Origin of the sequence: Gilliamella sp. B2828, assembly GCF_026537125.1 — a bacterium.
Taxonomy (GTDB): domain Bacteria; phylum Pseudomonadota; class Gammaproteobacteria; order Enterobacterales; family Orbaceae; genus Gilliamella.
In genome coordinates this window covers 1-25,194 of sequence record NZ_JAFNMU010000014.1, presented here as the reverse complement: position 1 = coordinate 25,194, position 25,194 = coordinate 1, and the positions used below count along the sequence as shown (strand labels likewise).

At 30.9% G+C, this 25,194-nt stretch carries 20 protein-coding genes and 1 other RNA gene; 19 read left to right on the top strand and 2 right to left on the bottom strand.

The features are described from left to right. Positions 1–92: 92 nt before the first annotated feature. A complete protein-coding gene (recO, locus tag J3U19_RS10435) occupies positions 93–785 on the top strand; it encodes a DNA repair protein RecO (protein WP_267346253.1) in 693 nt (230 codons plus the stop codon). Between the two features lie 47 nt (positions 786–832). Here recO and J3U19_RS10430 read toward each other — a convergent pair whose 3' ends face one another. Then, positions 833–1,282: a YaiI/YqxD family protein gene (locus J3U19_RS10430; protein WP_267341711.1), complete on the bottom strand. Its 450-nt coding sequence runs from the start codon at positions 1,280–1,282 to the stop codon at positions 833–835. Between the two features lie 263 nt (positions 1,283–1,545). Here J3U19_RS10430 and thrS point away from each other — a divergent pair, with 263 nt between their 5' ends. The 17 genes from thrS to J3U19_RS10345 all read left to right on the top strand — a co-directional run bounded on the left by thrS (position 1,546) and on the right by J3U19_RS10345 (position 22,770). Then, on the top strand, positions 1,546–3,471 hold the full coding sequence (thrS, locus tag J3U19_RS10425) for a threonine--tRNA ligase (protein ID WP_267341710.1): 1,926 nt from the start codon (positions 1,546–1,548) through the stop codon (positions 3,469–3,471). A 27-nt stretch (positions 3,472–3,498) separates the two neighbouring features. After that, on the top strand, positions 3,499–4,038 hold the full coding sequence (gene infC / locus J3U19_RS10420) for a translation initiation factor IF-3 (RefSeq protein ID WP_416380218.1): 540 nt from the start codon (positions 3,499–3,501) through the stop codon (positions 4,036–4,038). A gap of 84 nt (positions 4,039–4,122) precedes the next feature. Continuing rightward, positions 4,123–4,320, top strand: a complete 198-nt coding sequence (gene rpmI, locus J3U19_RS10415) for a 50S ribosomal protein L35 (protein ID WP_034945602.1) — start codon at positions 4,123–4,125, stop codon at positions 4,318–4,320. Between the two features lie 32 nt (positions 4,321–4,352). Next, on the top strand, positions 4,353–4,709 hold the full coding sequence (gene rplT, locus J3U19_RS10410) for a 50S ribosomal protein L20 (RefSeq protein ID WP_267341708.1): 357 nt from the start codon (positions 4,353–4,355) through the stop codon (positions 4,707–4,709). 207 nt (positions 4,710–4,916) lie between these two features. Continuing rightward, on the top strand, positions 4,917–5,900 hold the full coding sequence (pheS, locus tag J3U19_RS10405; RefSeq protein ID WP_267341707.1) for a phenylalanine--tRNA ligase subunit alpha: 984 nt from the start codon (positions 4,917–4,919) through the stop codon (positions 5,898–5,900). Between the two features lie 16 nt (positions 5,901–5,916). Further along, the gene (gene pheT, locus J3U19_RS10400) at positions 5,917–8,304 is read left to right on the top strand and encodes a phenylalanine--tRNA ligase subunit beta (protein ID WP_267346252.1); all 2,388 of its coding nucleotides are present in this window, start codon (positions 5,917–5,919) and stop codon (positions 8,302–8,304) included. 5 nt (positions 8,305–8,309) lie between these two features. Then, on the top strand, positions 8,310–8,603 hold the full coding sequence (locus J3U19_RS10395) for an integration host factor subunit alpha (RefSeq protein WP_267341705.1): 294 nt from the start codon (positions 8,310–8,312) through the stop codon (positions 8,601–8,603). Between the two features lie 152 nt (positions 8,604–8,755). Further along, positions 8,756–8,851, top strand: an RNA gene (gene ffs, locus J3U19_RS10390) — signal recognition particle sRNA small type. 98 nt (positions 8,852–8,949) lie between these two features. Beyond that, a complete protein-coding gene (locus J3U19_RS10385) occupies positions 8,950–10,089 on the top strand; it encodes a polysaccharide biosynthesis/export family protein (RefSeq protein ID WP_267346250.1) in 1,140 nt (379 codons plus the stop codon). 28 nt (positions 10,090–10,117) lie between these two features. Continuing rightward, complete coding sequence (locus J3U19_RS10380; protein WP_267341703.1) at positions 10,118–11,017, top strand: hypothetical protein; 900 nt, start codon at positions 10,118–10,120, stop codon at positions 11,015–11,017. Next, the gene (locus tag J3U19_RS10375) at positions 11,017–11,823 is read left to right on the top strand and encodes an ABC transporter permease (RefSeq protein WP_267341702.1); all 807 of its coding nucleotides are present in this window, start codon (positions 11,017–11,019) and stop codon (positions 11,821–11,823) included. Before J3U19_RS10380 ends, J3U19_RS10375 begins: the two co-directional genes overlap by 1 nt. Then, positions 11,820–12,479 (top strand): ABC transporter ATP-binding protein, encoded by a 660-nt coding sequence (locus tag J3U19_RS10370; RefSeq protein WP_267341701.1) that lies wholly within the window; start codon positions 11,820–11,822, stop codon positions 12,477–12,479. The genes J3U19_RS10375 and J3U19_RS10370 overlap by 4 nt, the downstream gene beginning before the upstream one ends. Before the next feature lie 17 nt (positions 12,480–12,496). Further along, positions 12,497–14,590, top strand: coding sequence for a capsular polysaccharide biosynthesis protein (locus tag J3U19_RS10365; protein WP_267346248.1), 2,094 nt, complete (start codon positions 12,497–12,499; stop codon positions 14,588–14,590). A gap of 454 nt (positions 14,591–15,044) precedes the next feature. Next, a complete protein-coding gene (locus J3U19_RS10360) occupies positions 15,045–16,238 on the top strand; it encodes a capsule biosynthesis protein (protein ID WP_267341698.1) in 1,194 nt (397 codons plus the stop codon). 31 nt (positions 16,239–16,269) lie between these two features. Then, positions 16,270–17,484 (top strand): acyltransferase, encoded by a 1,215-nt coding sequence (locus tag J3U19_RS10355; protein WP_267341697.1) that lies wholly within the window; start codon positions 16,270–16,272, stop codon positions 17,482–17,484. Between the two features lie 10 nt (positions 17,485–17,494). Then, positions 17,495–18,577 carry a stealth family protein gene (locus tag J3U19_RS10350; RefSeq protein WP_267341696.1) on the top strand — a complete coding sequence of 361 codons (1,083 nt, stop codon included), beginning with the start codon at positions 17,495–17,497 and terminating at the stop codon, positions 18,575–18,577. A gap of 71 nt (positions 18,578–18,648) precedes the next feature. Then, positions 18,649–22,770, top strand: a complete 4,122-nt coding sequence (locus tag J3U19_RS10345) for a bifunctional glycosyltransferase/CDP-glycerol:glycerophosphate glycerophosphotransferase (RefSeq protein ID WP_267346246.1) — start codon at positions 18,649–18,651, stop codon at positions 22,768–22,770. Between the two features lie 61 nt (positions 22,771–22,831). Here J3U19_RS10345 and J3U19_RS10340 read toward each other — a convergent pair whose 3' ends face one another. Beyond that, entirely contained in the window at positions 22,832–23,824 is a 993-nt protein-coding gene (locus J3U19_RS10340) for a glycosyltransferase (RefSeq protein ID WP_267346244.1), read from the bottom strand. A gap of 369 nt (positions 23,825–24,193) precedes the next feature. On the opposite strand from J3U19_RS10340, the gene J3U19_RS10335 reads away from it, so the two are divergent. Further along, positions 24,194–25,194: peptidase U32 family protein (locus tag J3U19_RS10335; protein WP_267341692.1), on the top strand; the 1,001-nt coding region annotated here is incomplete at its 3' end.

The following is a 25,194-nucleotide window of genomic DNA, read 5'->3' as shown; positions in this document are numbered from 1 at the left end:
CATAATTTCAGGTTAAATTTCATAAAATTACTTTTTTTTTGTTCAGATAAAATTATTAATCAAAAAAACAACAATCTAAATAAAGGTTCTGCATGGAAAATTGGCAAAGAGCATTTGTTTTGCATACTCGTACTCAAACTGAAAGCAGTTTATTCGTTGATCTTTTTGTTGAAAGTGGAGGCAAAATAACCGTTTTAGCTAAAGGAGCTCGACGAAAGAATTCTACTTTAAAAGGCCTTTTACAGCCGTTTACCCCTTTAATTGTACAATGTTCTGGCAAGGGTAATATAAAAATATTGCGTCAGGTAGAAGCGATGTCACTCACTTTACCACTAGTTTCGGTTTCATTATATAGCGCTTTTTATTTAAATGAATTATTACACCGCGTATTAATTGCAGATACTGATATGCCAACACTTTTTGACGATTATTTAAAAAGTTTGCAACAACTGGCACAACAAATTCCTGCTGAGAATGTACTGCGTATTTTTGAACTTTCATTATTAGAAAATTTAGGTTATCACGTAGATTTTTTTCATTGTAGCGTAACAGGTGATGATATTGTTGAATCAATGTATTATCAATATCAATCCGAAAAGGGATTTATCAGTAGTTTATTAAGAAATAGTACCAGTTTCACTGGTGAACAGGTATTGGCTTTAGGAAACCGTGTTTTTAATAGTCCTGATACATTAAAAGCCGCTAAACGTTTTACTCGAATGGCTTTAAAACCTTACGTAGGTTCAAAGCCCTTTAAGAGTAGAGAATTATTTCTAAAAATATAACTTTATAAAATGATTAACGATAAATTTTTTAAATTATTGATATAATTTTATCTAGTTAATTTATTAATTAAAAAATTAAGTTGATTAGCAAATTTTTCGCGATCCTTATATGAAAATGGAGCAGGTCCTTTAGTTTGGATTCCACTTGCTCGCAGTGTTTCCATAAAATCTCTCATCACTAGTCGCTCTTTAATTGAATCTAAAGTATAAATTTCACCTCTAGGCGTAAGAACAAAAGCACCTTTCTTTAATACATCGGATGCTAATGGTATATCTGATGTAATAACTAAATCATTGAGTTCAACAAGTTCGACAATTTTGTTATCCGCTTTATCAAAGCCATTTTCCACTAGTAATCTAGTAATAAAAGGTGAAGAGGGAATATTTAACCATTGATTAGCAATTAACTTCGTATTGATTGATTTACGAATCGCGTTTCGAAATAAAATTTCTTTAATTGGGTTAGGGCATGCATCAGCATCGATCCAAATGTTCATAATAGTATCAATAAATAATTTAACTTAAACAGTAATGAATCATAAAGCATTTAAAACGTTTTAGTATTCAAATTTTGTCCAAAAGTTTTATTTTAACTATCTCTTTCAGTATACTGAAAGAGATTCATTATTAATATTAATAAGGTTACTATTTTTATTTGAAATCCTTATGATAAATGGTAGTATACGCGATCTATTATTTTATATGCAATATTTACACATGTGCGCTTTCGTGTGGCGCACCACTGTTATAAGGATTTATTATGCCAATTATTACTCTTCCTGACGGAAGTCAACGTCAATTTGATAAACCAGTGACTGTTCTAGAAGTTGCACAAAGTATTGGAGCAGGGCTTGCTAAGGCGTGTATTGCTGGGCGTGTAAATGGTCAACGTAAAGATGCCTGTGATGTAATTGATGAGGATGCAACATTGGCGATTATTACAGCCAAAGATGAAGACGGTTTAGAGATTATTCGTCACTCTTGTGCCCATTTATTAGGTCATGCTATTAAACAATTATGGCCTAACACGCAAATGGCGATTGGTCCCACTATTGACAATGGTTTCTATTACGATATCGATTTAGACCATTCTTTAACTCAGGAAGATCTTGATGCTTTAGAAAAACGTATGCACGAATTAGCAAAAAAAGATTATGAAGTAAAAAAGGAAGTTGTAAGCTGGGAACGCGCTAGAGAAGTATTTTGGGAACGTCGTGAACCATATAAAATTGCCATTTTAGACGAAAATATTTCTAAGGATTCAACACCAGCTCTTTATCATCATGAAGAATATATTGATATGTGCCGAGGACCGCATGTTCCGAATATGCGTTTTTGTCATCATTTTAAACTGCAAAAAATCGCTGGTGCTTATTGGCGTGGTAATAGTGATAATAAAATGTTACAGCGCATTTATGGCACAGCTTGGGCGGATAAAAAACAACTAGATAGTTATTTACAATTTTTAGAAGAAGCGGCAAAACGGGATCACCGTAAAATTGGTAAACAACTAGATCTTTATCATATGCAAGAAGAAGCACCAGGTATGGTATTTTGGCATAATGATGGTTGGATTATATTTCGTGAATTAGAAGTTTTTGTTCGTACCAAACTAAAAGAATATAATTATCAAGAAGTAAAAGGTCCATTTATGATGGATCGCGTATTATGGGAAAAAACAGGTCATTGGGGCAACTATAAAGAATTAATGTTTGTTACTTCATCTGAAAATCGTGAATATTGTATTAAACCAATGAACTGCCCAGGTCATGTGCAAATTTTTAATCAAGGACTAAAATCTTATCGTGATTTGCCTTTACGTATGGCTGAGTTTGGTAGTTGCCATCGTAATGAACCTTCTGGTTCACTACATGGTCTAATGCGAGTTCGTGGCTTTACCCAAGATGATGCGCACATATTCTGCACGGAAGAGCAAATTCGAGGTGAGGTAAATAGTTGTATTAAAATGGTTTATGATACTTACCGTACCTTTGGTTTTATAGATATTACTGTGAAATTATCAACTCGCCCAGAAAAACGTATTGGTAAAGATGAAACATGGGATTTAGCTGAAAAAGATTTAGCGGAATGTTTAACTGAAAATGGTATTGAATTTGAATATTTACCTGGCGAAGGTGCATTTTATGGACCAAAGATTGAATTTACTTTACATGATTGTTTAGGGCGAGCGTGGCAATGTGGTACAGTTCAACTTGATTTTATGCTACCTGAGCGTCTAGATGCGACCTACGTTGGTGAAGATAACGAACGTCATACACCAGTAATGATCCATAGAGCAATTTTAGGTTCCATGGAGCGTTTCATGGGAATATTGACCGAAAATTGTGCAGGTTTTTTCCCAACATGGCTTGCTCCTTTGCAAGTTGCAGTAATAAATATTACGGATAATCAAGCTGAATATGCTAAACAATTAACCGAGCAATTGCAAAAAGTTGGAATTAGAGCAAAAGCGGACTTGAGAAATGAGAAAATTGGGTTTAAAATTCGGGAGCATACTCTAAAACGTGTTCCGTATATGTTTGTTTGTGGAGACAAAGAAATGCAATCAGGAACAATTTCAGTTCGAACTCGTCAAGGTAAAGATCTTGGTAGCTTTGAAGTGAAACATGTTATAGAATTGTTGCTTAATGAAATTCATAGTCGTTCATTGGAACAGATGGATTAACGATAAATTAATTTGGAGGAATGAGATATTAAAGTCAGTAAACGTATTCAGTCAACACGCGCACATAAGATCAATGATGAAATTACTGCTCGTGAGGTGAGGTTAACCGGCGTCGATGGTGAGCAGCTCGGTATAGTAAGCTTAGAAGAAGCTTTAAAACAAGCGGAAGAAGCAACTTTAGATTTAGTCGAAATAAGCCCTAATGCAGAGCCACCTGTTTGTCGAATTATGGATTATGGCAAGTTCCTCTATGAAAAGAGTAAAGCAACAAAAGAACAGAAGAAAAAGCAAAAGGTTGTTCAGGTTAAGGAAATTAAGTTCCGACCTGGTACAGATGAAGGCGACTATCAGGTAAAACTCCGCAGCCTGATTCGCTTTCTTGAAGATGGCGATAAAGCTAAAGTCACGCTCCGTTTTCGTGGACGTGAAATGGCTCACCAACAGTTAGGTACTGAGATGCTTGATCGTATTAAGGAAGACTTAGCTGATTTGGCAATTATTGAATCTTATCCAACTAAGATTGAAGGTCGTCAAATGGTAATGGTGTTAGCGCCGAAGAAGAAGTAATGGTTTTGCAAGTTATTTTTTAGTTTTCTAAAAATTACACCATTATTTTATTTTTATTAACAATGCGAAGTGGAAATTAATAAAATGCCTAAAATTAAAACTGTAAAAGGCGCAGCAAAGCGCTTTAAAAAAACAGCTTCTGGTGGCTTTAAGCATAAGCAAGCGAACAAAAGCCATATCCTAACCAAAAAATCAACTAAGCGTAAACGTCATTTACGCGGTTTGACTACCGTGTCAAAAGGCGATTTAGGTTTAGTTACTGCGTGTGTTCCATACGCTTAATTTATTGGTTAATTAATTAGAGGATATAGTTTATGGCTCGTGTTAAACGTGGTGTTATTGCTCGTGCACGTCACAAGAAAATTTTAAAACAAGCAAAAGGTTATTATGGAGCTCGTTCACGTGTTTATCGTGTAGCTTTCCAAGCAGTAATTAAAGCTGGACAATATGCTTACCGTGACCGTCGTCAGCGTAAACGTCAATTCCGTCAATTATGGATTGTTCGTATTAATGCTGCTGCTCGTCAATGTGGTCTTTCTTATAGCCGTTTTATCAATGGATTAAAGAAAGCTTCAATTGAAATTGATCGTAAAATCCTTGCTGATATTGCTGTATTTGACAAAAATGCATTTGCTGCATTGGTTGAAAAAGCAAAAGCTGCATTAAAATAGCTTTATAAGAGCCGAGTTATCTCGGCTTTTATCATTTTATCGACAATATGATTTAAGAGTTAAGTAATTATGAAATTAGTTGTTTTTCGTTTCTTTTTTAGCGTCATTAAAAATATTCTTTCGTGAGGCAAAGGAAAAACGAAAAATAATTATAAAAGCCTCAGGAGAGGCTTTTTTTATGTAATGAACAATAAGCAGGAGAACTGTATGTCTCAATTAGTTGAACTGGTAAGCAATGCCAAATCCGCTATTGAAAATGCTAACGACATTAATACGATCGAACAGATCAGAGTGGAATATTTTGGTAAAAAAGGCTATTTTACATTGCAGATGGCTTCTTTACGTGATGTTCCTGCCGAAGAACGCCCAGCAGTAGGTCAAAAAATAAATGATGCAAAACAAGAAGTTGTCGAAATATTAAATCAAAAACGCAATCTTTTAGAGCGTCAAATCCTAGACGCAAAACTTGCAAATGAGACAATTGATATTACCTTACCAGGTAAATCACTTGAGTTGGGTGGATTACATCCAGTGACAAAAACAATCAATCGGTTAGTTGATTTTTTTGGAGAACTAGGCTTTGCTGTTGAAACTGGACCAGAAATAGAAGATGATTATCATAACTTTGATGCATTAAATATTCCTGCTCACCATCCTGCTCGTGCTGATCATGATACATTCTGGTTTGATGCAAAACGTTTATTACGTACTCAAACTTCAACTGTTCAAATTCGAACTATGGAAAATCAAAAACCGCCAATACGAATCATTGCTCCAGGTAGAACCTACCGTAATGATTATGATCAGACTCATACTCCAATGTTCCATCAAATGGAAGGATTATTAGTTGATAAAGAAATTAGTTTTACCCATTTAAAAGGTTTGTTACATGATTTTCTTCATTGCTTTTTTGAAGATAATATGGAAATAAGATTTAGACCAGCCTATTTCCCATTTACTGAACCTTCTGCAGAAGTTGATATTAAAGCTAAAAATGGTAAATGGTTGGAAGTACTTGGATGTGGAATGGTTCATCCAAATGTATTGCGTAATGTTGGTATTGATCCTGAAGTTTATAGTGGTTTTGCCTTTGGCATGGGAATTGAAAGATTAACAATGTTACGTTACGGTGTCACTGATTTGCGTTCTTTCTTTGAAAACGATTTACGTTTTTTAAAGCAATTTAATTAATTCTGGAGATCAAAACATGAAATTTAGTGAAAGTTGGCTACGTGAATGGATCAATCCAGAAATTAGTAGCAAAATGCTAGCCGACCAATTAACGATGGCTGGTTTAGAAGTTGATGACATGGAAAAGGTTGCAGGGGATTTTACTGGCGTTGTAATAGGAAAAGTTGTTGAATGTAAACAACATCCTAATGCAGATAAACTTCGTGTAACTAAAGTGGACATTGGTAAAGATGAATTACTTGATATTGTTTGTGGTGCACCAAATTGCCGTCAAGGTTTAATGGTTGCTTGCGCAACTGTTGGGGCTGTTTTACCAGGAGATTTCAGAATCAAATCTGCAAAACTCCGTGGTGAACCTTCAGAAGGAATGTTGTGCTCTTATTCTGAATTAGGTATTGCTGATGATCATAATGGTATTATTGAATTACCTAATAATGCACCGTTAGGAGAAGATATTCGAGAGTATTTAAATCTTAACGATGTGATGATTGATATAAGTGTTACACCAAATCGTGCCGATTGTTTTGGTATTGTTGGTGTTGCTAGAGATATCTCAGCTGTAAACAATATACCAATGAAGGAGCTTAAAGTAGAAAAGGTACCTGCGTCAATTTCTGATACCGTCTCAATTCAAATAGATGTTCCAAAAGCAGCCCCTCGCTACTTAGGAAGAGTGATCAAAAACATCAATATCCATGCCACTACGCCATTATGGATGAAAGAAAAGTTGCGTCGTGGTGGAATCCGTTCAGTTGATGCCGTTGTCGATATTACTAATTATGTATTACTAGAACTTGGTCACCCAATGCATGCGTTTGATTTAGACCAAATTGAAAAAGGCATTATTGTTCGTTATGCTCATCAAGACGAAGAAATCACATTACTTAATGGCAATGAAGTTAAATTGAATGATAAAACTTTAGTTATTGCTGATCATAATAAAGTATTAGCAATTGCAGGAATTATGGGCGGTGAGAAATCAAGTGTAATACAATCCACAAAAAATATTTTTCTTGAGTCCGCTTATTTTGCACCATTAGCAATTGCCGGTAAAGCTCGAGAATATGGTCTACATACCGAGGCTTCTCACCGCTATGAACGAGGTGTGGATCCAGAATTACAATTTGTAGCAATGGAAAGAGCGACGCAATTATTAGTTGATATTTGTAAAGGGGAGGTTGGACCAGTTATTGAAGTTACAAATCAAAGTGGATTACCTTCACAAGCTACCATAAAGTTACGCCGTAACAGAATTGATCGAATCATAGGTTATACAATTGAAACACAAAAAATAACGGATATTTTAGTTCGACTTGGTTGTGAAGTAGACTATCAAGACGATATTTGGATCGTTAAATCACCTAGCTGGCGTTTTGATTTACAAATTGAAGAAGATTTAGTTGAAGAAGTTGCTCGCGTTTATGGATATAACAACATTCCGAATGCAAATATGAAAATTGAATCTGTGATGCAACCAAAACCTGAAAGTAATATATCATTACGCCGGATAAAAGAGTTATTGGTTGATCGTGGTTATCAAGAGGCTGTAACCTATAGTTTTGTTGATCCTAAAATTCAGCACATTCTTCATCCGAATGAAACGGCAATTACTCTACCAAATCCAATTTCCAGTGAAATGTCTGCGATGCGTTTATCACTGTGGTCAGGATTATTAAATGCAGTACTCTATAACCAAAATCGACAACAATCTCGCATACGACTATTTGAAACAGGCTTACGTTTTATACCAGATGAAAAATGTGAGTTCGGTGTACGTCAAGAATTGATGCTTTCTGGGATTATTACCGGTAATTTATATGAAGACCATTGGCAATTACCTAAAAAGAGCGTTGATTATTATGATCTAAAAGGGGACCTTGAAGCAATTTTCTCACTCTTAGGTTGTGATGAACAAGTCCAATTTAACAGAGCAGAATTACCAGCTTTACATCCAGGACAAAGTGCAGCAATCAATCTAAATGAAGAGGTTATTGGTTATTTGGGTGTGTTGCATCCAGAAATCGAAAAAAAATTATCTTTAAATAGTAAAACGCTTGTTTTTGAAATAAATTTAGCTAAAATTAACTTTAAAAAGGTGCCTGTTGCCAAAGACCTTTCAAAATATCCGTCAAACAAACGAGATATAGCGATTATTGTTTCAAATACAATTCCAGCAGCAGAAATTATTTCAGTGTGTAAACAAGCTGGAGGGGAGCAACTTGTGAAAGTTAATCTATTTGATGTCTATCAAGGTGATAACATCGATGTAGATCAAAAAAGTCTCGCTATCAGTTTGATTTTACAAGACAAATCACGTACACTTGAAGAAGAAGATATAACAAACATTGTAAGCAAGTGTGTTACTGCCTTACAAAATCGTTTTAAAGCCCTATTAAGAGAATAATAACTATGACATTAACTAAAGCTGATATTGCAGATCGTCTTACCGAAAAATTTAATATTGATCGTCAAGAAGCTAAAGTCCTTGTTGAACTTTTTTTTGAAGAGATTCGAGTGGCTTTAGAAAAAGGGGAACCAGTGAAATTATCTGGATTTGGTAATTTTGCTATACGTGATAAAAATTCACGCCCTGGTCGTAATCCTAAAACTGGTGAAAGTGTGGATATCTCAGCTCGTCGAGTTGTTACATTTAGACCAGGTATTAAATTTAGAGAGCGAGTAGAAAAGAATTTAGCACTATAGTTTATTATGTAGGATTAAATTCTATACTCTTATTACAATCGCCTTTCTTTAAAATTTAGATTAAGGAAAGGTCGGTTGGATATGGTATAACAAAATAATAATTGAAATAATTTCATAATTAAAGCATAATATAATCTTTCCTATGGAGGCTCTATGGGTCCTCTTGCAACATTTTTTTGCTCATCAGGTCAGGTCCGGAAGGAAGCAGCCAAAGTAAAAAATATGTGTGTGAGATGTGGCTGATAGGGTCTCCACCACAAAATACTTTTATACTAAAATTATCTGTTTTATAATAAAAAATAATAAAAATAAGAAATATAAGAAATGATGCATAAGGAAATTTATTTTGAAATTACCGTCTCTTCTTCCAATAGCACTAGCCATATTTTTGAGTGGTTGTTCAGTTTTACCGCATTCTGGACCCAGCTTTTCTTCAATAAAAAATATAAATAAGCAGGATTCCAAAAGAGATGACATTTATAGTAAAGTTAACTTAGTCGATCTAAATGATTCAATCAATTTTACTAGAGATATTAACTCATCCAAAATCCCTATAAAATTTATCAATGAAACAACAAATCAAGTTCAACAAGTTGATCGAATCGGAAAAGGGGATAGTCTAAAAATCTCAATTATTGAAACTCCACCGGCAATATTATTTACAGGTTCAAGTGATACAGGTGCACCAAGAACTGGTTTGACGGATTTGCCAATAGTAACTGTTGATTCAAAGGGACTTATTTCATTACCATTTGTAGGAGTTCTAAAAGTTGATGATAAAAATCCTTCGCAAGTACAAAATGAGATAGTCGAAAAACTATCAGGTATTGCTAATAGACCCCAAATCATTATTACTGTGTTAGAAAAAAGATCGTCAACAGTTACTGTTATTGGGGACAAGTTTAGTGGAAAAATGACCCTTACAGCTAAGGGAGAGCAATTACTAGATGCTGTTGCCATGTTAGGTAACAATATGTACGATATTAAAGATACATTAATACAAGTTACTAGAAATAAAAAAAATAGCCAAATCCCCTTAAGTTTAATTTTATCCAATCCTCAATTTAATATTCAACTTCAACAGAATGATGTAATTACATTAGTTAATAAGCCAAGCTCTTTTATTTCAATGGGTGCCACAGGAGCAACTAAAGAAGTAGCTTTTGAAGCTGTAGGAATTAATTTATCTCAAGCACTCGGTCGCATTGGTGGTTTAAATGACAATAAGGCAAATGCAAAGGGTGTGTTTGTATTTAGATATCAAGATAACTTATTAGTCAATGATAAGAAAGAAACGATTCCAACCGTTTTTCAAATAGACTTAACTAATCCTAATTCATTTTTCATAATGAAAAATTTTCAAATTCAAAATAATGATATTGTTTACGTTGCATCTGCACCTATTATTGAACTACAAAAATTCTTATATGCTGTATTTTCACCTGGTGTAGGGATGATTAATCAAGTTAGCCAAGTTACAGAATAAACTATTAATTGATAGGCTTGATACTACTATGTTTTTATTAATAAAGTTAAAAAAAAGATGGTTGCTGCATTTACTTGTTACATTACCGACTTTAATGTCAATGATATATTTTGGATTGATAGCAGAAAATATATATACATCAGAAGCAACCTATATTATACGATCATCAAATACTCAATCCTCATTAGGAGGATTAGGAAGTTTTTTTTCAAAAGTTGGTCTTTCCCGTTCAAATGATGATTCCTATGTTGTTCTTTCATATATAAAGTCTAGAGATGCATTGTCTTCTATTGAACAATTGTTACCCGTTAAACAATGGTATACCCAAAAAGGGGATATCATTGCTCGTTTTAATGGATTCAACCTTGATTTTATGGATAAAAAAGAATACTTTTATCGTTATATGAGTGATATGATAAATGTCAATTTTGATATTTCTACAGGTATTGCTACAATTAGTGTTAATGCATTCGATATGCAAGATGCTTTTGATATAAATGAAAATTTATTAAAACAAGCGGAAGGATTTGTTAATCAGATAAATTTGCGGGCCAAACAAGATCTTATTACAGCATCTTTAGCCGAGCTAAAAAATGCCGAATTACAAATGAAAAAAGAAGCTCAAGCACTTACAGAGTTTCAAAAAAATAAAAATAAAGATGCTAATCTGGCTGAATATCAACAAATTCTTATAAATAACACTGTTGCAAAACAGCAATTTGAAGCTGCTACATTATCTTTGCGTAATGCTCAAGTGGAGATAACGAAGAAACAGCTTTATTTAGAACGTATAGAGCAACCTAGTGTTTCAGATGTCTCATTTAAACCTTCACGAATCTATAATATCATCACAACTTTTATTATATGCCTGATTATATACGGTATATTTAATTTAATGTTAGCAGGGATAAGGGAGCATAAAGATTGATGAGTGAATTAATTTCTAAAACTCATTTTTTACGCTCATTAATAATACAAGTTAATGTAATAAAAGCTTTAATATTAAGAGAAATTATTACACGATATGGTCGTAATAATATTGGTTTTTTATGGTTATTCGTTGAACCCATGTCATTGACTTTATTGATAAGCTTGATATGGTACTTTTTCAAAGTAGACGCCGTTTCTAATCTTAATATCATTGCATTTGTATTGACAGGTTATCCAATAGTTATGATGTGGCGTAATAGCTCATCTCGGGCTAAGGGTGCAGTTAAAGCTAATCAAGCATTACTCTATCATCATAATATACGTATTTTGGACGTTGTATATGCGCGTATTTTTCTGGAAATGATAGGTGCAAGCGCAGCTCAAATTTTTGTGATGATAATATTTATTTTTTTGGGGCTAATATCTATACCGAATGATCCATTTTATATGCTATGTGCGTGGGGACTAATGTGTTGGTTTTCTCTAGGACTTGGATTAGTAATTTTTGTTTTATCTGCTCGATTTGAATCTTTTGATAAAATATGGGGAACATTAAGTTTTATTTTAATTCCTTTTTCGGGGGCTTTTTTTTGGGTTGATACTTTTCCTAATGAAATTCAAAGTTTGTTACTTTTTTTGCCTCCTGTTCATGGAACTGAAATGTTCCGTTTTGGATATTTTGGATCATCTGTCACCACTCATGAAAGTATAAGTTATTTAATTTTGAGCAATATAGTTCTATTATTTATTGGATTGGCTATGGTTAAAATTAATGAAAACCATATACTTGAGGAAGGGTCATGATCATAGTAGACAATGTTTGTAAAAAATACACTACAAGAAAAGGTTATAAAACCGTTCTAGATAATATTAGTTTTACTCTACATCGAGGAGAAAAACTTGGAATATTAGGTCGTAATGGGGCAGGTAAATCAACATTAATAAGACTTATAAGTCAAATTGAAAAACCAACCTCAGGAACCATTAAACGAAGTATGACTATTTCATGGCCTTTGGCTTTTACAGGGGCTTTTCAGGGTAGTTTGACAGGTATGGATAATCTACGGTTTATATGTAGGATTTATCAGACTGATATAAAAAAGACTAAAGAATATGTTGAAGATTTTGCCGAACTAGGTGATTATTTATATGAACCTATTAAAAAATACTCATCAGGCATGAAAGCGCGTTTAGCTTTTGCTTTATCATTATCAATAGAGTTTGATTGTTACCTTATCGATGAAGTCATAGTTGTAGGGGATTCTAGATTTACACAAAAATGTAAAAAAGAATTATTTGAAAATAAGAAAGATCGTTCTTTAATTTTGGTGTCACATAATATGAACGCTATCAAAAGTTACTGTGATAAAGCAATGGTTTTAGAGGAAGGGCATTTACATCAATTTGACACTATCGATCAAGCTCATCAATATCACACTAAGCAACAACGTTTAACATAAAAGTCATTTAATCTTTTATGCAAAAAGTTGCTATTTTTTCAAAAAAAATTTTCAGAATTAAACACATTCATCATTTTTTCCCTGATTTATTATTTATCTATAAAAATAGAAAAAAAGAAGCTAATGCAATTGCTGGATGGGGATTTCGTACTACCACAAAGAAAGCACGAAAATATGCTACAGAAAATAAACTGCCATTTATTTCACTTGAAGATGGATTTTTACGATCTGTTGGCTTGGGATTAGATGGTTATTTTCCACTTTCACTCATAGCAGATAATATAGGCATTTATTATGATGCTCGTTCTCCATCAGAATTAGAGAGTTTGATAAAAGATAAAAGCCGTTTAGTTTTACATTTGAATGATGCAACGCAAGCGATAAAATTAATCATTGACAACGAAATAACAAAATATAATCATGCGCCAGATTTTATTGGTTTTAATGATAATGAACTTCATGTTGAAAATAAAAAGGTATTGGTGATTGATCAAACAGTTGGAGATATGTCTGTTAATTACGGCGGTGCAGATCCGCAAACTTTTCGTGAAATGTTAGATGAGGCATTAAAGGAAAATCCAACGGCAACTGTATATGTTAAAGCACATACAGATGTAATTAATGGTTATAAAAAAGGTTTTTTAACAAGTAATTTTATTAAAGACACAGTAATTCTGCTTACTGATGATATTAATCCTATTTCATTATTGAAGCAGATTGATAAAGTTTATGTAGTTACCTCTCACATGGGTTTTGAAGCTCTTTTATTAGGTAAAGAAGTTATTACGTTTGGATTACCATGGTATGCTGGATGGGGATTAACAGATGATCGTCATAAAAATGTAAAAAGTTTAAAAAATAATGATAGAAGAACCGAGGCGACTATCATCGAATTGTTTGCAGCAAGTTACATTTTATATTGCCAATATATAAATCCTAATACAGGTAAAAAAGGAACCATTTTCGACGTTATTGATTATTTGGTCAAAATAAAAAAATTAAATAATAAACTTCGTGGTACAGTTAAACTCGTTGGTTTTTCATTCTGGAAGAAACACGCATTACAGCCATATCTGAATCTTCCTTCTATTAAAAGTCATTTTTGTTCTATAAATAAGTTTAGAAAAATTGTAAATGACAACAAATTAATGCATAAAGTGAAATCCCAAAAAATATTAATCTGGGGGCAAGGTAAAGAAAATATTATCCCCACGATTCAGAAAGCAAAATTACGTATTCTGCGTATTGAAGATGGTTTTATTCGATCAATAGGATTAGGGTCTAATTTGGTAATGCCATATTCGCTAGTAATAGATGAGTTAGGTATTTATTTTAACTCGCAAACAATTAGCGAATTGGAGTCACTTTTAGCCACTAGAGTAGTGACCCAAAAAGAGCAAGAAAGAGCTAATTCATTGCGACAATTACTGAATGTAACAAAACTAAGCAAATATAATATTGGTAGTGAAAAAAATATCAGACCTGTTGATGAAATGAGAAAAATTATATTGATACCCGGTCAAGTTGAAGATGATGCGTCAATATTATACGGCTCGCCTATCATCAAAACCAATTTAGAACTCGTTCAAGTTGTCAGAAAAAAAAATCCTGACGCTTATATTATTTATAAACCTCATCCTGATGTGTTAAGTGGTAACAGAATAGGGAAGATAGATAAGTCGGAATTGATAAAATATGTCAATGATATTATTGAATTTGTTAATATTATTGATTGTATTGAACAGGTTGACGAAATTCATACAATCACATCATTAGCTGGTTTTGAAGCATTAATACGTCATAAAAAAGTTGTTTGCTATGGACAACCCTTTTATTCTGGTTGGGGATTGACTACAGACTTATATCCGAGTCCTTTTAGGCATCGAATTTTATCTTTAGATGAATTAATTTATATTGTTATGTATGAATATTCGATATACATTCATCCTAAAACTCTGCATTTTACAGATCCTGAAACATTAATTAATTACTTCAATAATGAGAGAACGAAAAACTCACCATCTATCAACCAATGTTGGCTAAAAAAACAATTATATAAAATCAAGCAAATTATAACTCTTTTTATTAATATAAAGTCTCATAAAAAGTAATTTTTTACACTATATCTAAGATATCGTAAGTTTTTAATTAATGAGATTACGAAAAATTTACTTAACTATCTTTTTGCTTACATATTTAATCAATTTTGTATTTTTTAAAGTATTGATTAATAGATATAAAATATTTAAATAAAATTTATCTTTAATGTATTTTACAAATTCTTAATATTGCCTTATCATAATAGAAAATTATTAATAAAGATTATTGCGTTTCATTGTATTTTTCAGTGTCAATTATCTATGATCCTAAACCTTTGGATAAAGTCATATCAATAATGTAATGATAAGCTTGATTAACTAAATGAAAACTTTTTGGTTCATAAAATGGATTTATAACAAAAATTATTGATAAATTAAATATGATAATGAACTATCTGTTTATATTAATATTTTTTGAAAATAATAAACCTTTTTATTATAAATAATTTATTATGTGTTTTATGGAATGGGTCATTATTTAGACGAGTTAGTGCAAACGAAAGAAAATATTCTTTTGTTACAGGGACCAGTTGGGCCGTTTTTTAAAAATGTTGCAAAATGGTTACAAAATCAAAAATGTAAAGTTTATAAGATCAATTTAAATGGAGGCGATGAGTTTTTCTTTCCGCAAAATAGTATGTCTTTTTATGAACCGATTGGCAAATTTCGTCAATTTTTAATAGATTATATTGAAAAATATAATATTGATGCGATTGTTGTTTTTGGTGATTGTCGTGCTTACCACAAAATAGCTAAGTCAATAGTTAAGTCCAACTCAAGTTTATCATTTTGGGTTTTTGAAGAGGGTTATTTAAGACCACACTATATAACATTTGAAAAAAATGGGGTGAATGGCTTTTCTCTTACACCTAAAAATTATGATTTTTATGAAAATATTCACAATACCTATTTTCATACAAATAAAGATGAATCTCATTTTTATTTAATGATTTATTATGCCAGTATCTATTATATTTTGATGTTTTTAAAAAGACGAAAGTATTCAAATTATGTACATCACAGAAAAACTTCATTAACTTTTTACGTTTTTCATTGGGGATTAGCATCAATACGAAAATTTAAGGCAAGATTAATCCAACCAGGATTGATAAAAAAGATAAATAATGATGAATATAAGCCATTTTATATTTTTCCATTGCAATGTGATCAAGATTTTCAAATACAGGTTCATAGCTACTACCATTCAATGAGATCCTATATTTTTAGAGTTATTCGATCATTTTCCCTGTTCGCGGATGATGAAAGTTATCTATTAATTAAGCATCATCCAATGGATGAAGGTTTTAACAACTATAAACATTTGATTAAAAAATTGGCTAAACGATATGGTGTTAGTAAAAGAGTAATATATATACATGGCGTACCGATGCCAGTTTTACTCAGGAAAGCAAAAGGGCTAGTTACTGTAAACAGTACTTGTGGGCTCTCTGCACTTATCCATGGATTACCAGTTATAGTATTAGGTGATGCTCATTATGATATAAAAGGATTAACTTTTCAAAAAGGACTACATCATTTCTGGAAAGAAGGACAGAAACCTGATACTGAATTGTTTGAACGCTATGAAACTTATTTATGCAGTAAATCTCAAATAAAGGGATCAGTTTATTATACTGATTTTGAATTAAACATTCATTAATTATTTCAAAAATACTAACGAGAAAGCAGAAATGGAAAATATAAATATAAATGGTAATTATTCAGATCATAATGGGAATCTGGTTTTTGCGCCTAAAAATTTAAATAATGTTACAGTGAATTTTGTTGGCGGAAATAATAAATTAATCATCGCAGAGTCAAGTAAAATTCGTAATATTAATTTTGATTTTCCATCACATAATGCGGTTGTTATGATTGGCGAAAATGGAAATTTATCAGGACAAATAAGAGCTGGTTATTCTTGTCATATTAACATTGGCGATAATGTAACTTCGACGAATAAAATATATATAACATCAGCAGAAAAAACGAAAATTGTAGTAGGGGATGACTGCATGTTTGCTACCGGTAATCAAATTCGTTCGGATGATGCTCATGCAATTTATGATGTTAATACGGGTGACCGAATAAATCCATCAAAAGATATTATTATAGGTGAACACGTATGGTTCGCTTTTAATTCTGTAGTTTTATCTGGAAGTCAAATTGGTGAAGGTTCCGTTATTGGTTTTGCAAGTGTTGTAAAAGGAAAATACCCAAACAATTGTGTAATTGTTGGTACTCCGGCCAAAACAACAAAAAAAGACATTGCTTGGGAAAGACAAAATATAATGTTGACCGAACCTTGGATTAGGACACATGCAAATCAAATAAAAGCACAAAAAAATTATTGGAATAAAACTATTAAAAATAAACCGATATATGTCGGTCAAGGAGTATTCCACAATATCTATAGACACTCACCGGTGAAAGATTCGATTGATGAAACAAAATGTCAACATTATGTTGAGTTATATAACATTTTTCTAAAAAATAATAGAATCTATTTAATTGGTATCGCTGCAATTATTGGAGTGCCTTGTCCTGATTATATGCCTTCTATAAAAAATTTTTTATTATTCAGTACAGAGAATTCATCTTATCAAAAACAGTTAGCAAAATATTCGGATCCAAATATTAGTCGGAAACTATTTAATGGAGATTATATCAGCTATGATAAGGCTGGAATGTTTACATTCAAAAATGAAGGTTTATTGATTGATGATATTCCTGATGGTGTCTATAAACTCGGAGTGAAGTCAACTTATAACGAAGTAGAATATTACAGTGATCTCAAAATTGAAAATATGAAAGAGTCTGTTTATGAAGATTCAAAAACTCTCTTGAAGTTATATCGTATTCAAAATTATGTTTATTTTGAGAAAGTAAGTATAAAGTTAAAATAAGTTATTTGTTATGAGTAAAATCAATAAATTTGTAAAACATCCAGGTATATTTTTTAGAGACTATTTTTTAAATAAATATCCTTTATCATTTGATGAACAAGGTCATAACGTTATCAATGAAAATATCTTAATTACAGATGATTTCAGGTTGTATAATATTCTTGAAAATCAAAGTTCAGAAATTATTGATGTGGTTATTACATGGGTTAATAATAATGACCCAAGTTGGATTAAAAAACTAAATTTTCATAAAGATCTTAATAAAAATCACCTTAATCAGTTTTCCATTGATAGTTCAAGGTTTGAAAATCATGGGGAGTTATATTATGTAATAAAAAGCATTGAATCTTATATACCTTGGGTAAATTCAATATTTTTAGTGACAGATAATCAAATTCCAGAATTTCCTTTATCTGATAAAGTTAAAATAATTGACCATAAGCAAATAATAAATCATAGATATCTTCCTACATTTAACTCTCATGTTATTGAAGCTCACTTACATAATATCCCTGATTTATCAGAAAATTTTATTTACTTTAATGATGATGTTTTTATTGCCAGAAAACTACCTAAAACACATTTTCTTAGTGGTAATAATTTATCATCGTTGTTTTTAAATAGAAAAAATTTGGATCAGATGATCAAAAAAGGTGTTAATACTCCAACTTTATCTGCTAGTTTGAACTCTCGTAATTTGCTATTAAAGAAATATAACAAGAAAATAAACAATCCGTTAGCCCATACTTATGTCCCTTTAAAAAAATCATACTTTGAATTAGCTTGGTCATTGTTTAGAAATGAAATTAATGGATTTCTTCCTAATCAATTTAGGAATGAAAATGATCTGAATTTAGCAACATTTCTAGTTCCTTGGATAATGTATTTTGAGGGTAAATCTAAATTGTCACGTGATATTTGTTACTATTTTAATGTTCGTTCAACAACAGCAAAAACTAATTATACTTTTCTTAGTAATAAATTTAAGTCATTACCTCACTCATTTTGTGCAAATGATTTTTCAGCTAAAAATATTAATGAAAAAGACTACAAAGATAATTTGATAAAGTTTTTGAGTAGATTTTATATTTAATTCAATAACAACAGATTAAAATTGTTCACTTTAATCTACTAAATTCATGATTTATAAGGTCTTAAAAGATTATGTCAATAATAAAAAAATGGAATAAATTGAGAAAGAATCCTAAGCTTTTTTTTACAGATATGTATGAAAAAAGACAGAATTATATTTTAAAGCATTCCCCATCAATAAAATACAAAACGGAACAAAAATTTACTGTAGTATCGGCAGTTTATGGTGTTGAGAGATATTTGAATGACTATTTTGAAAGTTTAGTTAATCAAACTATTGGATTTGAAGATCATATTCATCTAATTTTAGTCGATGATGACTCTAAAGATAATTCTGCACAAATCATCAAAAAATGGCAAAAAAAATATCCAAATAATATTATTTATATTCATAAAGAAAATGGAGGACAAGCATCAGCACGTAATTTCGGTATGGATTATGTAAAAACCAAATGGGTTAGTTTCATGGATCCTGATGATTTTGTAAGTTTAGATTATTATGAAGAAATTGCAAAAGTAATGGATAAAAATCCGGAAGATACGGGCATGGTTTGTTGTAACTTCATATTTTATAATGAAAATGTAGATCAATACAGTGATACCCATCCACTAAAATATCGTTTTGCAAATGGAATTAAATATAACTCCAATTTTGATTTCGGTAAAAACATTGTAATGGCTGTTAATTCAGGAATATTTCTTACACAAGTCATTCTTGAAAACGATTTATTTTTTGATACAAGACTAAAACCTTCATTTGAAGATGCGCGTTTTGCTTCCGAATACATATACTATATTAAATCATTAAAAGTAGCTTTTTTGCCATCTGCAAAATATTATTATAGGAAAAGAGAAGACAATTCCTCAACTTTAGATACCTCTTGGAATGATAAACGTAAATTTTTAGATGCTATCGAGCGCGGTCCAATATTTGTTTTGGAGTTTTATAAAGAAAGATTAGAACAAATTCCAGAATTCATTCAACGACAAGCTTTATATGATTTTGCTTGGATTTGTAAACGTTTAATTAATAATCCCAATCCATTAAATATCCTTAGTGAGGATGAAAAAATTAAGTTCTATGAAAATGCTGAAACGGTTTTATCTTATATAGATAAAGAAGTCATATTGGGTTTTGATTTAGCGGGTATTTGGTTTTTGTTTAAAGTAGGGATATTGGGAACTTTCAAAGGGATAACTGAGATAAATCAGATTGCCTATATCGAAAGATATGATCCAGCAAAAAAAGAGATACTTATTTCATATCATAGTTATAATGATAGTGATATTGCTATATTATTTGATAATAATGATACAATACCTAAATATCAGAAAAAGAAAAAACACACATTTGGTGATAGATATTTTGTAACAACATATAAACTATGGGTCCCTTTACCTGAAAACTTTAATAAGTTTGAAATTAAATTTAATGGTGTTCATTCAAAAATTTTCATCAAAGGAACTTTTTTTTATACTGGTGTTTCTCATGAAAAAATGATGGAACATTTAGCTAAATTTGCTCAAACTAATAAGCGAGAACATTGGATTTTAATGGACAGAGACTCTGCGGCTGACGATAATGCAGAGCATTTGTATCGATATATTCGATCTGAACATCCAAATCGAGACATTTACTATGTATTATCAAACAAATCTCATGATTGGGATCGTTTGAAAAAAGATAATTTTAATTTGTTAAACTTTGGCTCATTTGAACATAAAAAATTATTAAAAACGGCATCAAAAGTAGTCAGTAGCCATATTGATAAATATGTTAATGATTATTTCTCTGATGGGTCAATGTTAAATCAACAATTTGTGTTCTTACAACATGGTGTCATTAAAGACGATTTATCAAATTGGATTAATACCAAGAAAAATGTTAGTTTGATGCTTACTAGTACGGAGCCTGAATTTAATTCAATTGCATTTGACGATAAATATTTTTTAACAAATAAAGAAGTAAAATTAACAGGATTACCAAGACATGATGCATTATTTTTTCAAAAAGATAAATTTGCATCAGAGCAAAAAATAATCTTAATAATGCCTACTTGGCGCGATTCTATTTTACCTAAAGCAAAAACAGATCGTTCAGAACGCGATAAAAATCCTAATTTTATGTTAACTGACTATGCTATACATTGGAAAAGTTTCATACATAGTGAAGAGTTAAAAAGAATAACAAATGATGGAGTAAAAGTTATTTTTGCCCTTCATAAAAACATAGAACCGTATTTGGATGAATTTAATATACCTTCATATATAGAGCAATGGCGTTCTGAAAACTGTAGCATTCAAGAATTATTTTTGAAATCAACACTTCTTATAACTGACTATTCATCTATAGCCTTCGAAATGGCATATTTAGAAAAACAAATTATATACTATCAATTTGATGAAAATGAGTTTTTTTCAGGAAAACATACTTTTTCGAAAGGTTATTTTGATTATAGACAGCACGGTTTTGGTCCTGTTGTTACGAAGGAAGAAGATTTGAATCGCGCTTTAAATGATATTGTTAAGAATGATTTTGCGATCAAAGAACCCTATTTTTCAAGAATTAAAACAGTTTATCCATACAGAGATGGAAAATGTTGTGAAAGGACTTTTGAAGCAATTGAAGATTTGGATAAACCTTATGATATGCCAGAAGAAGTAAATGTTTCAATATTAACTGATTTTCTACTAAGAGCATACCAAGAACAAAACTGGCCAATAGCTATACAACGTGCAATACAATTATTATCCATTGATAAAACACAAGAAGAGCTAGCTTATCTTATTTTAGCAGAAGCAACTTACTATCAGAGAAACCCTTCATTATTCCCAGTTAATATCAGCAATATCAAAAATCACAAAGTGTTGGCATTTCTTTTTATGGGACGAGAACAATGGTATCAAGCTTATGATAGTTGGAATAAAGTGAATGAAAACTCAAGTGTTAAGCTTTTTTATCAGTTAATTTGTTGTCAGCACTTACCCAATAAAGATCATATTGTTAAGGTTCAAAATGAGTTTTTGCTACATTCTGATTATGATAAAGAAATGTCACTATTAATTAATTCTTTAATATCAGCATATAATAAAGATTGGAATACGGCGATAGACCAATTAAATATTTTACTGAAAAGTAATGTAAATGAATATTTTCTGAAAAAATTCTTTCCTGAATTAATTCTGGCAGATGTATATAGAAAAAATAATGAGCCTGAAAAATGTCAAACGCAATTAGTTAATTTTGAAAAACACAAAACGTATAATTTTGAATTCGAATTGCAAAAAATTAAATTATACATTATTAAGAAAGATTATTCTGGTATATCTTCTCATTTAAAGAAAACATTTAATAATAATTATATGATTATTCCTGTTTCAGCCTTAAATATTTACATTGAAGCATTGCAAATGTCTGCAAATTGGGAAGAAATAATAGCCTTTTCTCAGGTATTATTAAAAAAAGAGGGAAATTGGAAAATTATTGCACAACAAATGTTAGCAGAAGCAGGTTATCGAAAATATCAAATTTCTCTATTTTTTAATAATGTTAAAGTAAGATTTGAAGATATTAAAGATAATAAAACTAAAGCGTTTATTTTGATGACTCAAGAAAAATGGGAAGGAGCTTTTCAATGTTGGGAAAAAATTACTAATAAAAAAGCAATAGATCTCTTTTATCAATTAACTTGTTGCTATTATCTCCACAGTTCGACATATGCAATGAAAATTAAATCTGCCTTTTTAGAAAAAGGCTTATTTGAGCAAAATGAATTAGATATATTAAATGTGCTCGTGAAAATGACACAACAAAATTGGGGTGGGGCTATTATGCAGCTTAATCCCTTAATAAATTCTAATACAAATAAATATTTTTTGAAGAAATATATATTACAACTGATTTTAGCTGATATTTTTCGTAATATAGGGCAATATGAAAAATCGAATAAATTATTAGACGATTTTGAAAAACATACACCTAATAATACACAATGCCATATACAAATGGTTAAAGTTGCTCTTGCTCAGAAAAATTACAAAAAAGTGGTTAATTTATTGAATGAGATATTTGGTAACAATTATCAATTGATGCCACCATCTGTTTTGGCTGATTACATTCAAGGCTTAACAATGTTTGTAAGTAATGAAATGGCAAATCTAGATAAAATTGTTAAATTTTCTAAGAAAAAATAAAAGTTATTAAGTTGACAACCTTATTAAGGATATCAAGGTTGTCAATTAAGAACTAAATAATTTATCCTTTAACTTGAGGTTTTAATGAGTTAAGCTTTTCATTAAAGCATCGAACAATATGCATTTCCATTCCAACTAATTGTTTAGTTGTTAGCGGTTTTTCCATACAAAAAATCTCAAACCCATCTATTTTTGATGCGTAATCAAGCCATAAATTTCGATACAAATACATATGACTTCCATTATTAAAAATAAACCATTTGATTATATTTTTTTCAAGTTTTCTCCAAGGTTTAAATTTTGTAATAAAATGGATATTTTTAGTATCAAACTCAAAGTTATCATTACTTTCTCGTGTGGATAGTACTCGATGATTATATGTCTCAGGGATTTTCTTGAATTTTCCTTTTGTACTTTCAATGACTAATGCGAATGCAATTTGTTCTAATAATTTTGCATTAGGTGATTCTCTTTTGAGTAGTAAGTAAGCATCAGATAGTTTTTCAAATATTTTTTGTTCAGTATAATTTTTATTATTAAAACCAAGAAAACCTACATTCATGTAGTCGATAGTTTGCCCTGAAATTATATTATCGTCTATTAATTTCTTAATGGTTTCTTTTTCAATATTCTCTTTTTCTAAATTTACTTTATTCGTCCAACCAGAAAAAAACACATCACGAGGTTCTATTTCATCTAATATATATTTACCTACACAAAGAATATCATAATCAACTTTATAGGAGTAAGTATAACCTAATTCACCAAGATAAATAGGTAATGCATAATTATAAAAAATATCGATAGGCCAATGATTTTCAATCATCATCGAAAATTTTTCTTCAATACCAAATTTTCTTAACTCTTTAGTATCAATAAAATTTATAGAATGCTTACTTAATGTTTGCTGCATGTAAGGTGTCAATTTACTTCCATCAAAACACATGAACATATCGAAAATATCATTGTTGTATTCTTTAATACTTTCTAAAGCTACTAGAGCGGGAAAATAAATATTATCATCGCCCGCTATAAATATTGCCTGTTTTTTCATTTTTTTCCCTAAATAATTATCTAAAAATCCTTTAACCAGGAAAAGGCTAAAATTAGAACTTTATATAATATAGTATAAATTTTATTTTATAAAATATTTTCATTATTAAAGAATAATAGGTGAATCATTAGTTATACTAGGCAGAGTAGGTGAACAAAATAAAATTATATTTAATTCTAAAATATGAGGGTGAATTATTATAAAAGTGCTTTGCAAATTAAACGTATATAAGCAAATATTATAGGAATGATTTTACTCAAACGTATAGGTTTCTGAAACTTCTTGACAAGGATTATTAAATTAATTATAACGTTTGAATATTACCAGTTAGCCAGTCATCTTAAGTTGTATTTTTAAAAAGAGTCATTAATGCTAAATCCCAAAAGTATCAACAATAAATTAGAACTTCTCAGTCCAGCCAAAAATATCGAAATTGCAAAACAGGCCATCTTACATGGTGCAGATGCCGTCTATATAGGTGGACCAAATTTTGGGGCTAGACATAATGCAGGTAATTCCGTTAGTGATCTTGCAAAATTAGTTGAATTTGCTCATCAATATTATGTCAAAATTTTTGTTACATTAAATACTATACTGCATGATAACGAATTGGAATTAGCAAGGAACCTAATTTGGCAATTGTATGATGCTGGTATTGATGCTTTAATTGTCCAAGATATGGGCATATTAAATATGGATATTCCGCCTATTGATTTACACGCGAGTACGCAAATGGATATTCGTACCCCTGAAAAAGCAAAATTCCTTTCTGATGTTGGTTTCTCTCAAATTGTATTGGCTCGAGAACTTAATTTAACTGAAATTGCTAATATTAATCAGCATACTGATGCAAATATTGAGTTTTTCATTCATGGTGCATTATGTGTTGCTTTTTCTGGTCAATGTTATATTTCTCATGCTCAAACTGGACGAAGTGCAAATCGAGGTGATTGTTCACAATCTTGTAGATTACCTTATACCTTAAAAGATGATAAAGGTCGAATAGTTGCCTATCAAAAACATTTATTATCTATGAAAGACAATAATCAATCCGAAAATCTAATTGAGCTAATTCAAGCTGGAGTAAGATCATTTAAAATTGAAGGGAGATATAAAGACGTGAGTTATGTTAAAAATATAACCGCATTTTATCGGCAAAAATTAGATCAAATTCTAGCTCAATCATCAGAATTGCTTCCAGCTTCAAGTGGTCGGGTTGAACACTTTTTTACACCCGATCCTAATCGAACCTTTCATAGAGGAAGCACAGATTATTTCATTCATGGCAGACACCCCGATATATTAGCCATAGATTCGCCCAAATACCTGGGAGAGCAAATTGGCGAAATCACGAAAGTGACCTCAAAAAC

Coding starts and splice junctions, on each gene's coding strand:
- J3U19_RS10345 (WP_267346246.1), top strand. CDS start 18,649: ATGTCAATAATAAAAAAATGGAATAAATTGAGAAAGAATCCTAAGCTT.
- pheT (WP_267346252.1), top strand. CDS start 5,917: ATGAAATTTAGTGAAAGTTGGCTACGTGAATGGATCAATCCAGAAATT.
- J3U19_RS10355 (WP_267341697.1), top strand. CDS start 16,270: ATGGAAAATATAAATATAAATGGTAATTATTCAGATCATAATGGGAAT.
- J3U19_RS10360 (WP_267341698.1), top strand. CDS start 15,045: ATGGGTCATTATTTAGACGAGTTAGTGCAAACGAAAGAAAATATTCTT.
- J3U19_RS10370 (WP_267341701.1), top strand. CDS start 11,820: ATGATCATAGTAGACAATGTTTGTAAAAAATACACTACAAGAAAAGGT.
- J3U19_RS10350 (WP_267341696.1), top strand. CDS start 17,495: ATGAGTAAAATCAATAAATTTGTAAAACATCCAGGTATATTTTTTAGA.
- J3U19_RS10375 (WP_267341702.1), top strand. CDS start 11,017: ATGAGTGAATTAATTTCTAAAACTCATTTTTTACGCTCATTAATAATA.
- rplT (WP_267341708.1), top strand. CDS start 4,353: ATGGCTCGTGTTAAACGTGGTGTTATTGCTCGTGCACGTCACAAGAAA.
- J3U19_RS10340 (WP_267346244.1), bottom strand. CDS start 23,824: ATGAAAAAACAGGCAATATTTATAGCGGGCGATGATAATATTTATTTT.
- pheS (WP_267341707.1), top strand. CDS start 4,917: ATGTCTCAATTAGTTGAACTGGTAAGCAATGCCAAATCCGCTATTGAA.
- recO (WP_267346253.1), top strand. CDS start 93: ATGGAAAATTGGCAAAGAGCATTTGTTTTGCATACTCGTACTCAAACT.
- J3U19_RS10395 (WP_267341705.1), top strand. CDS start 8,310: ATGACATTAACTAAAGCTGATATTGCAGATCGTCTTACCGAAAAATTT.
- J3U19_RS10430 (WP_267341711.1), bottom strand. CDS start 1,282: ATGAACATTTGGATCGATGCTGATGCATGCCCTAACCCAATTAAAGAA.
- thrS (WP_267341710.1), top strand. CDS start 1,546: ATGCCAATTATTACTCTTCCTGACGGAAGTCAACGTCAATTTGATAAA.
- J3U19_RS10365 (WP_267346248.1), top strand. CDS start 12,497: ATGCAAAAAGTTGCTATTTTTTCAAAAAAAATTTTCAGAATTAAACAC.
- J3U19_RS10380 (WP_267341703.1), top strand. CDS start 10,118: ATGTTTTTATTAATAAAGTTAAAAAAAAGATGGTTGCTGCATTTACTT.
- rpmI (WP_034945602.1), top strand. CDS start 4,123: ATGCCTAAAATTAAAACTGTAAAAGGCGCAGCAAAGCGCTTTAAAAAA.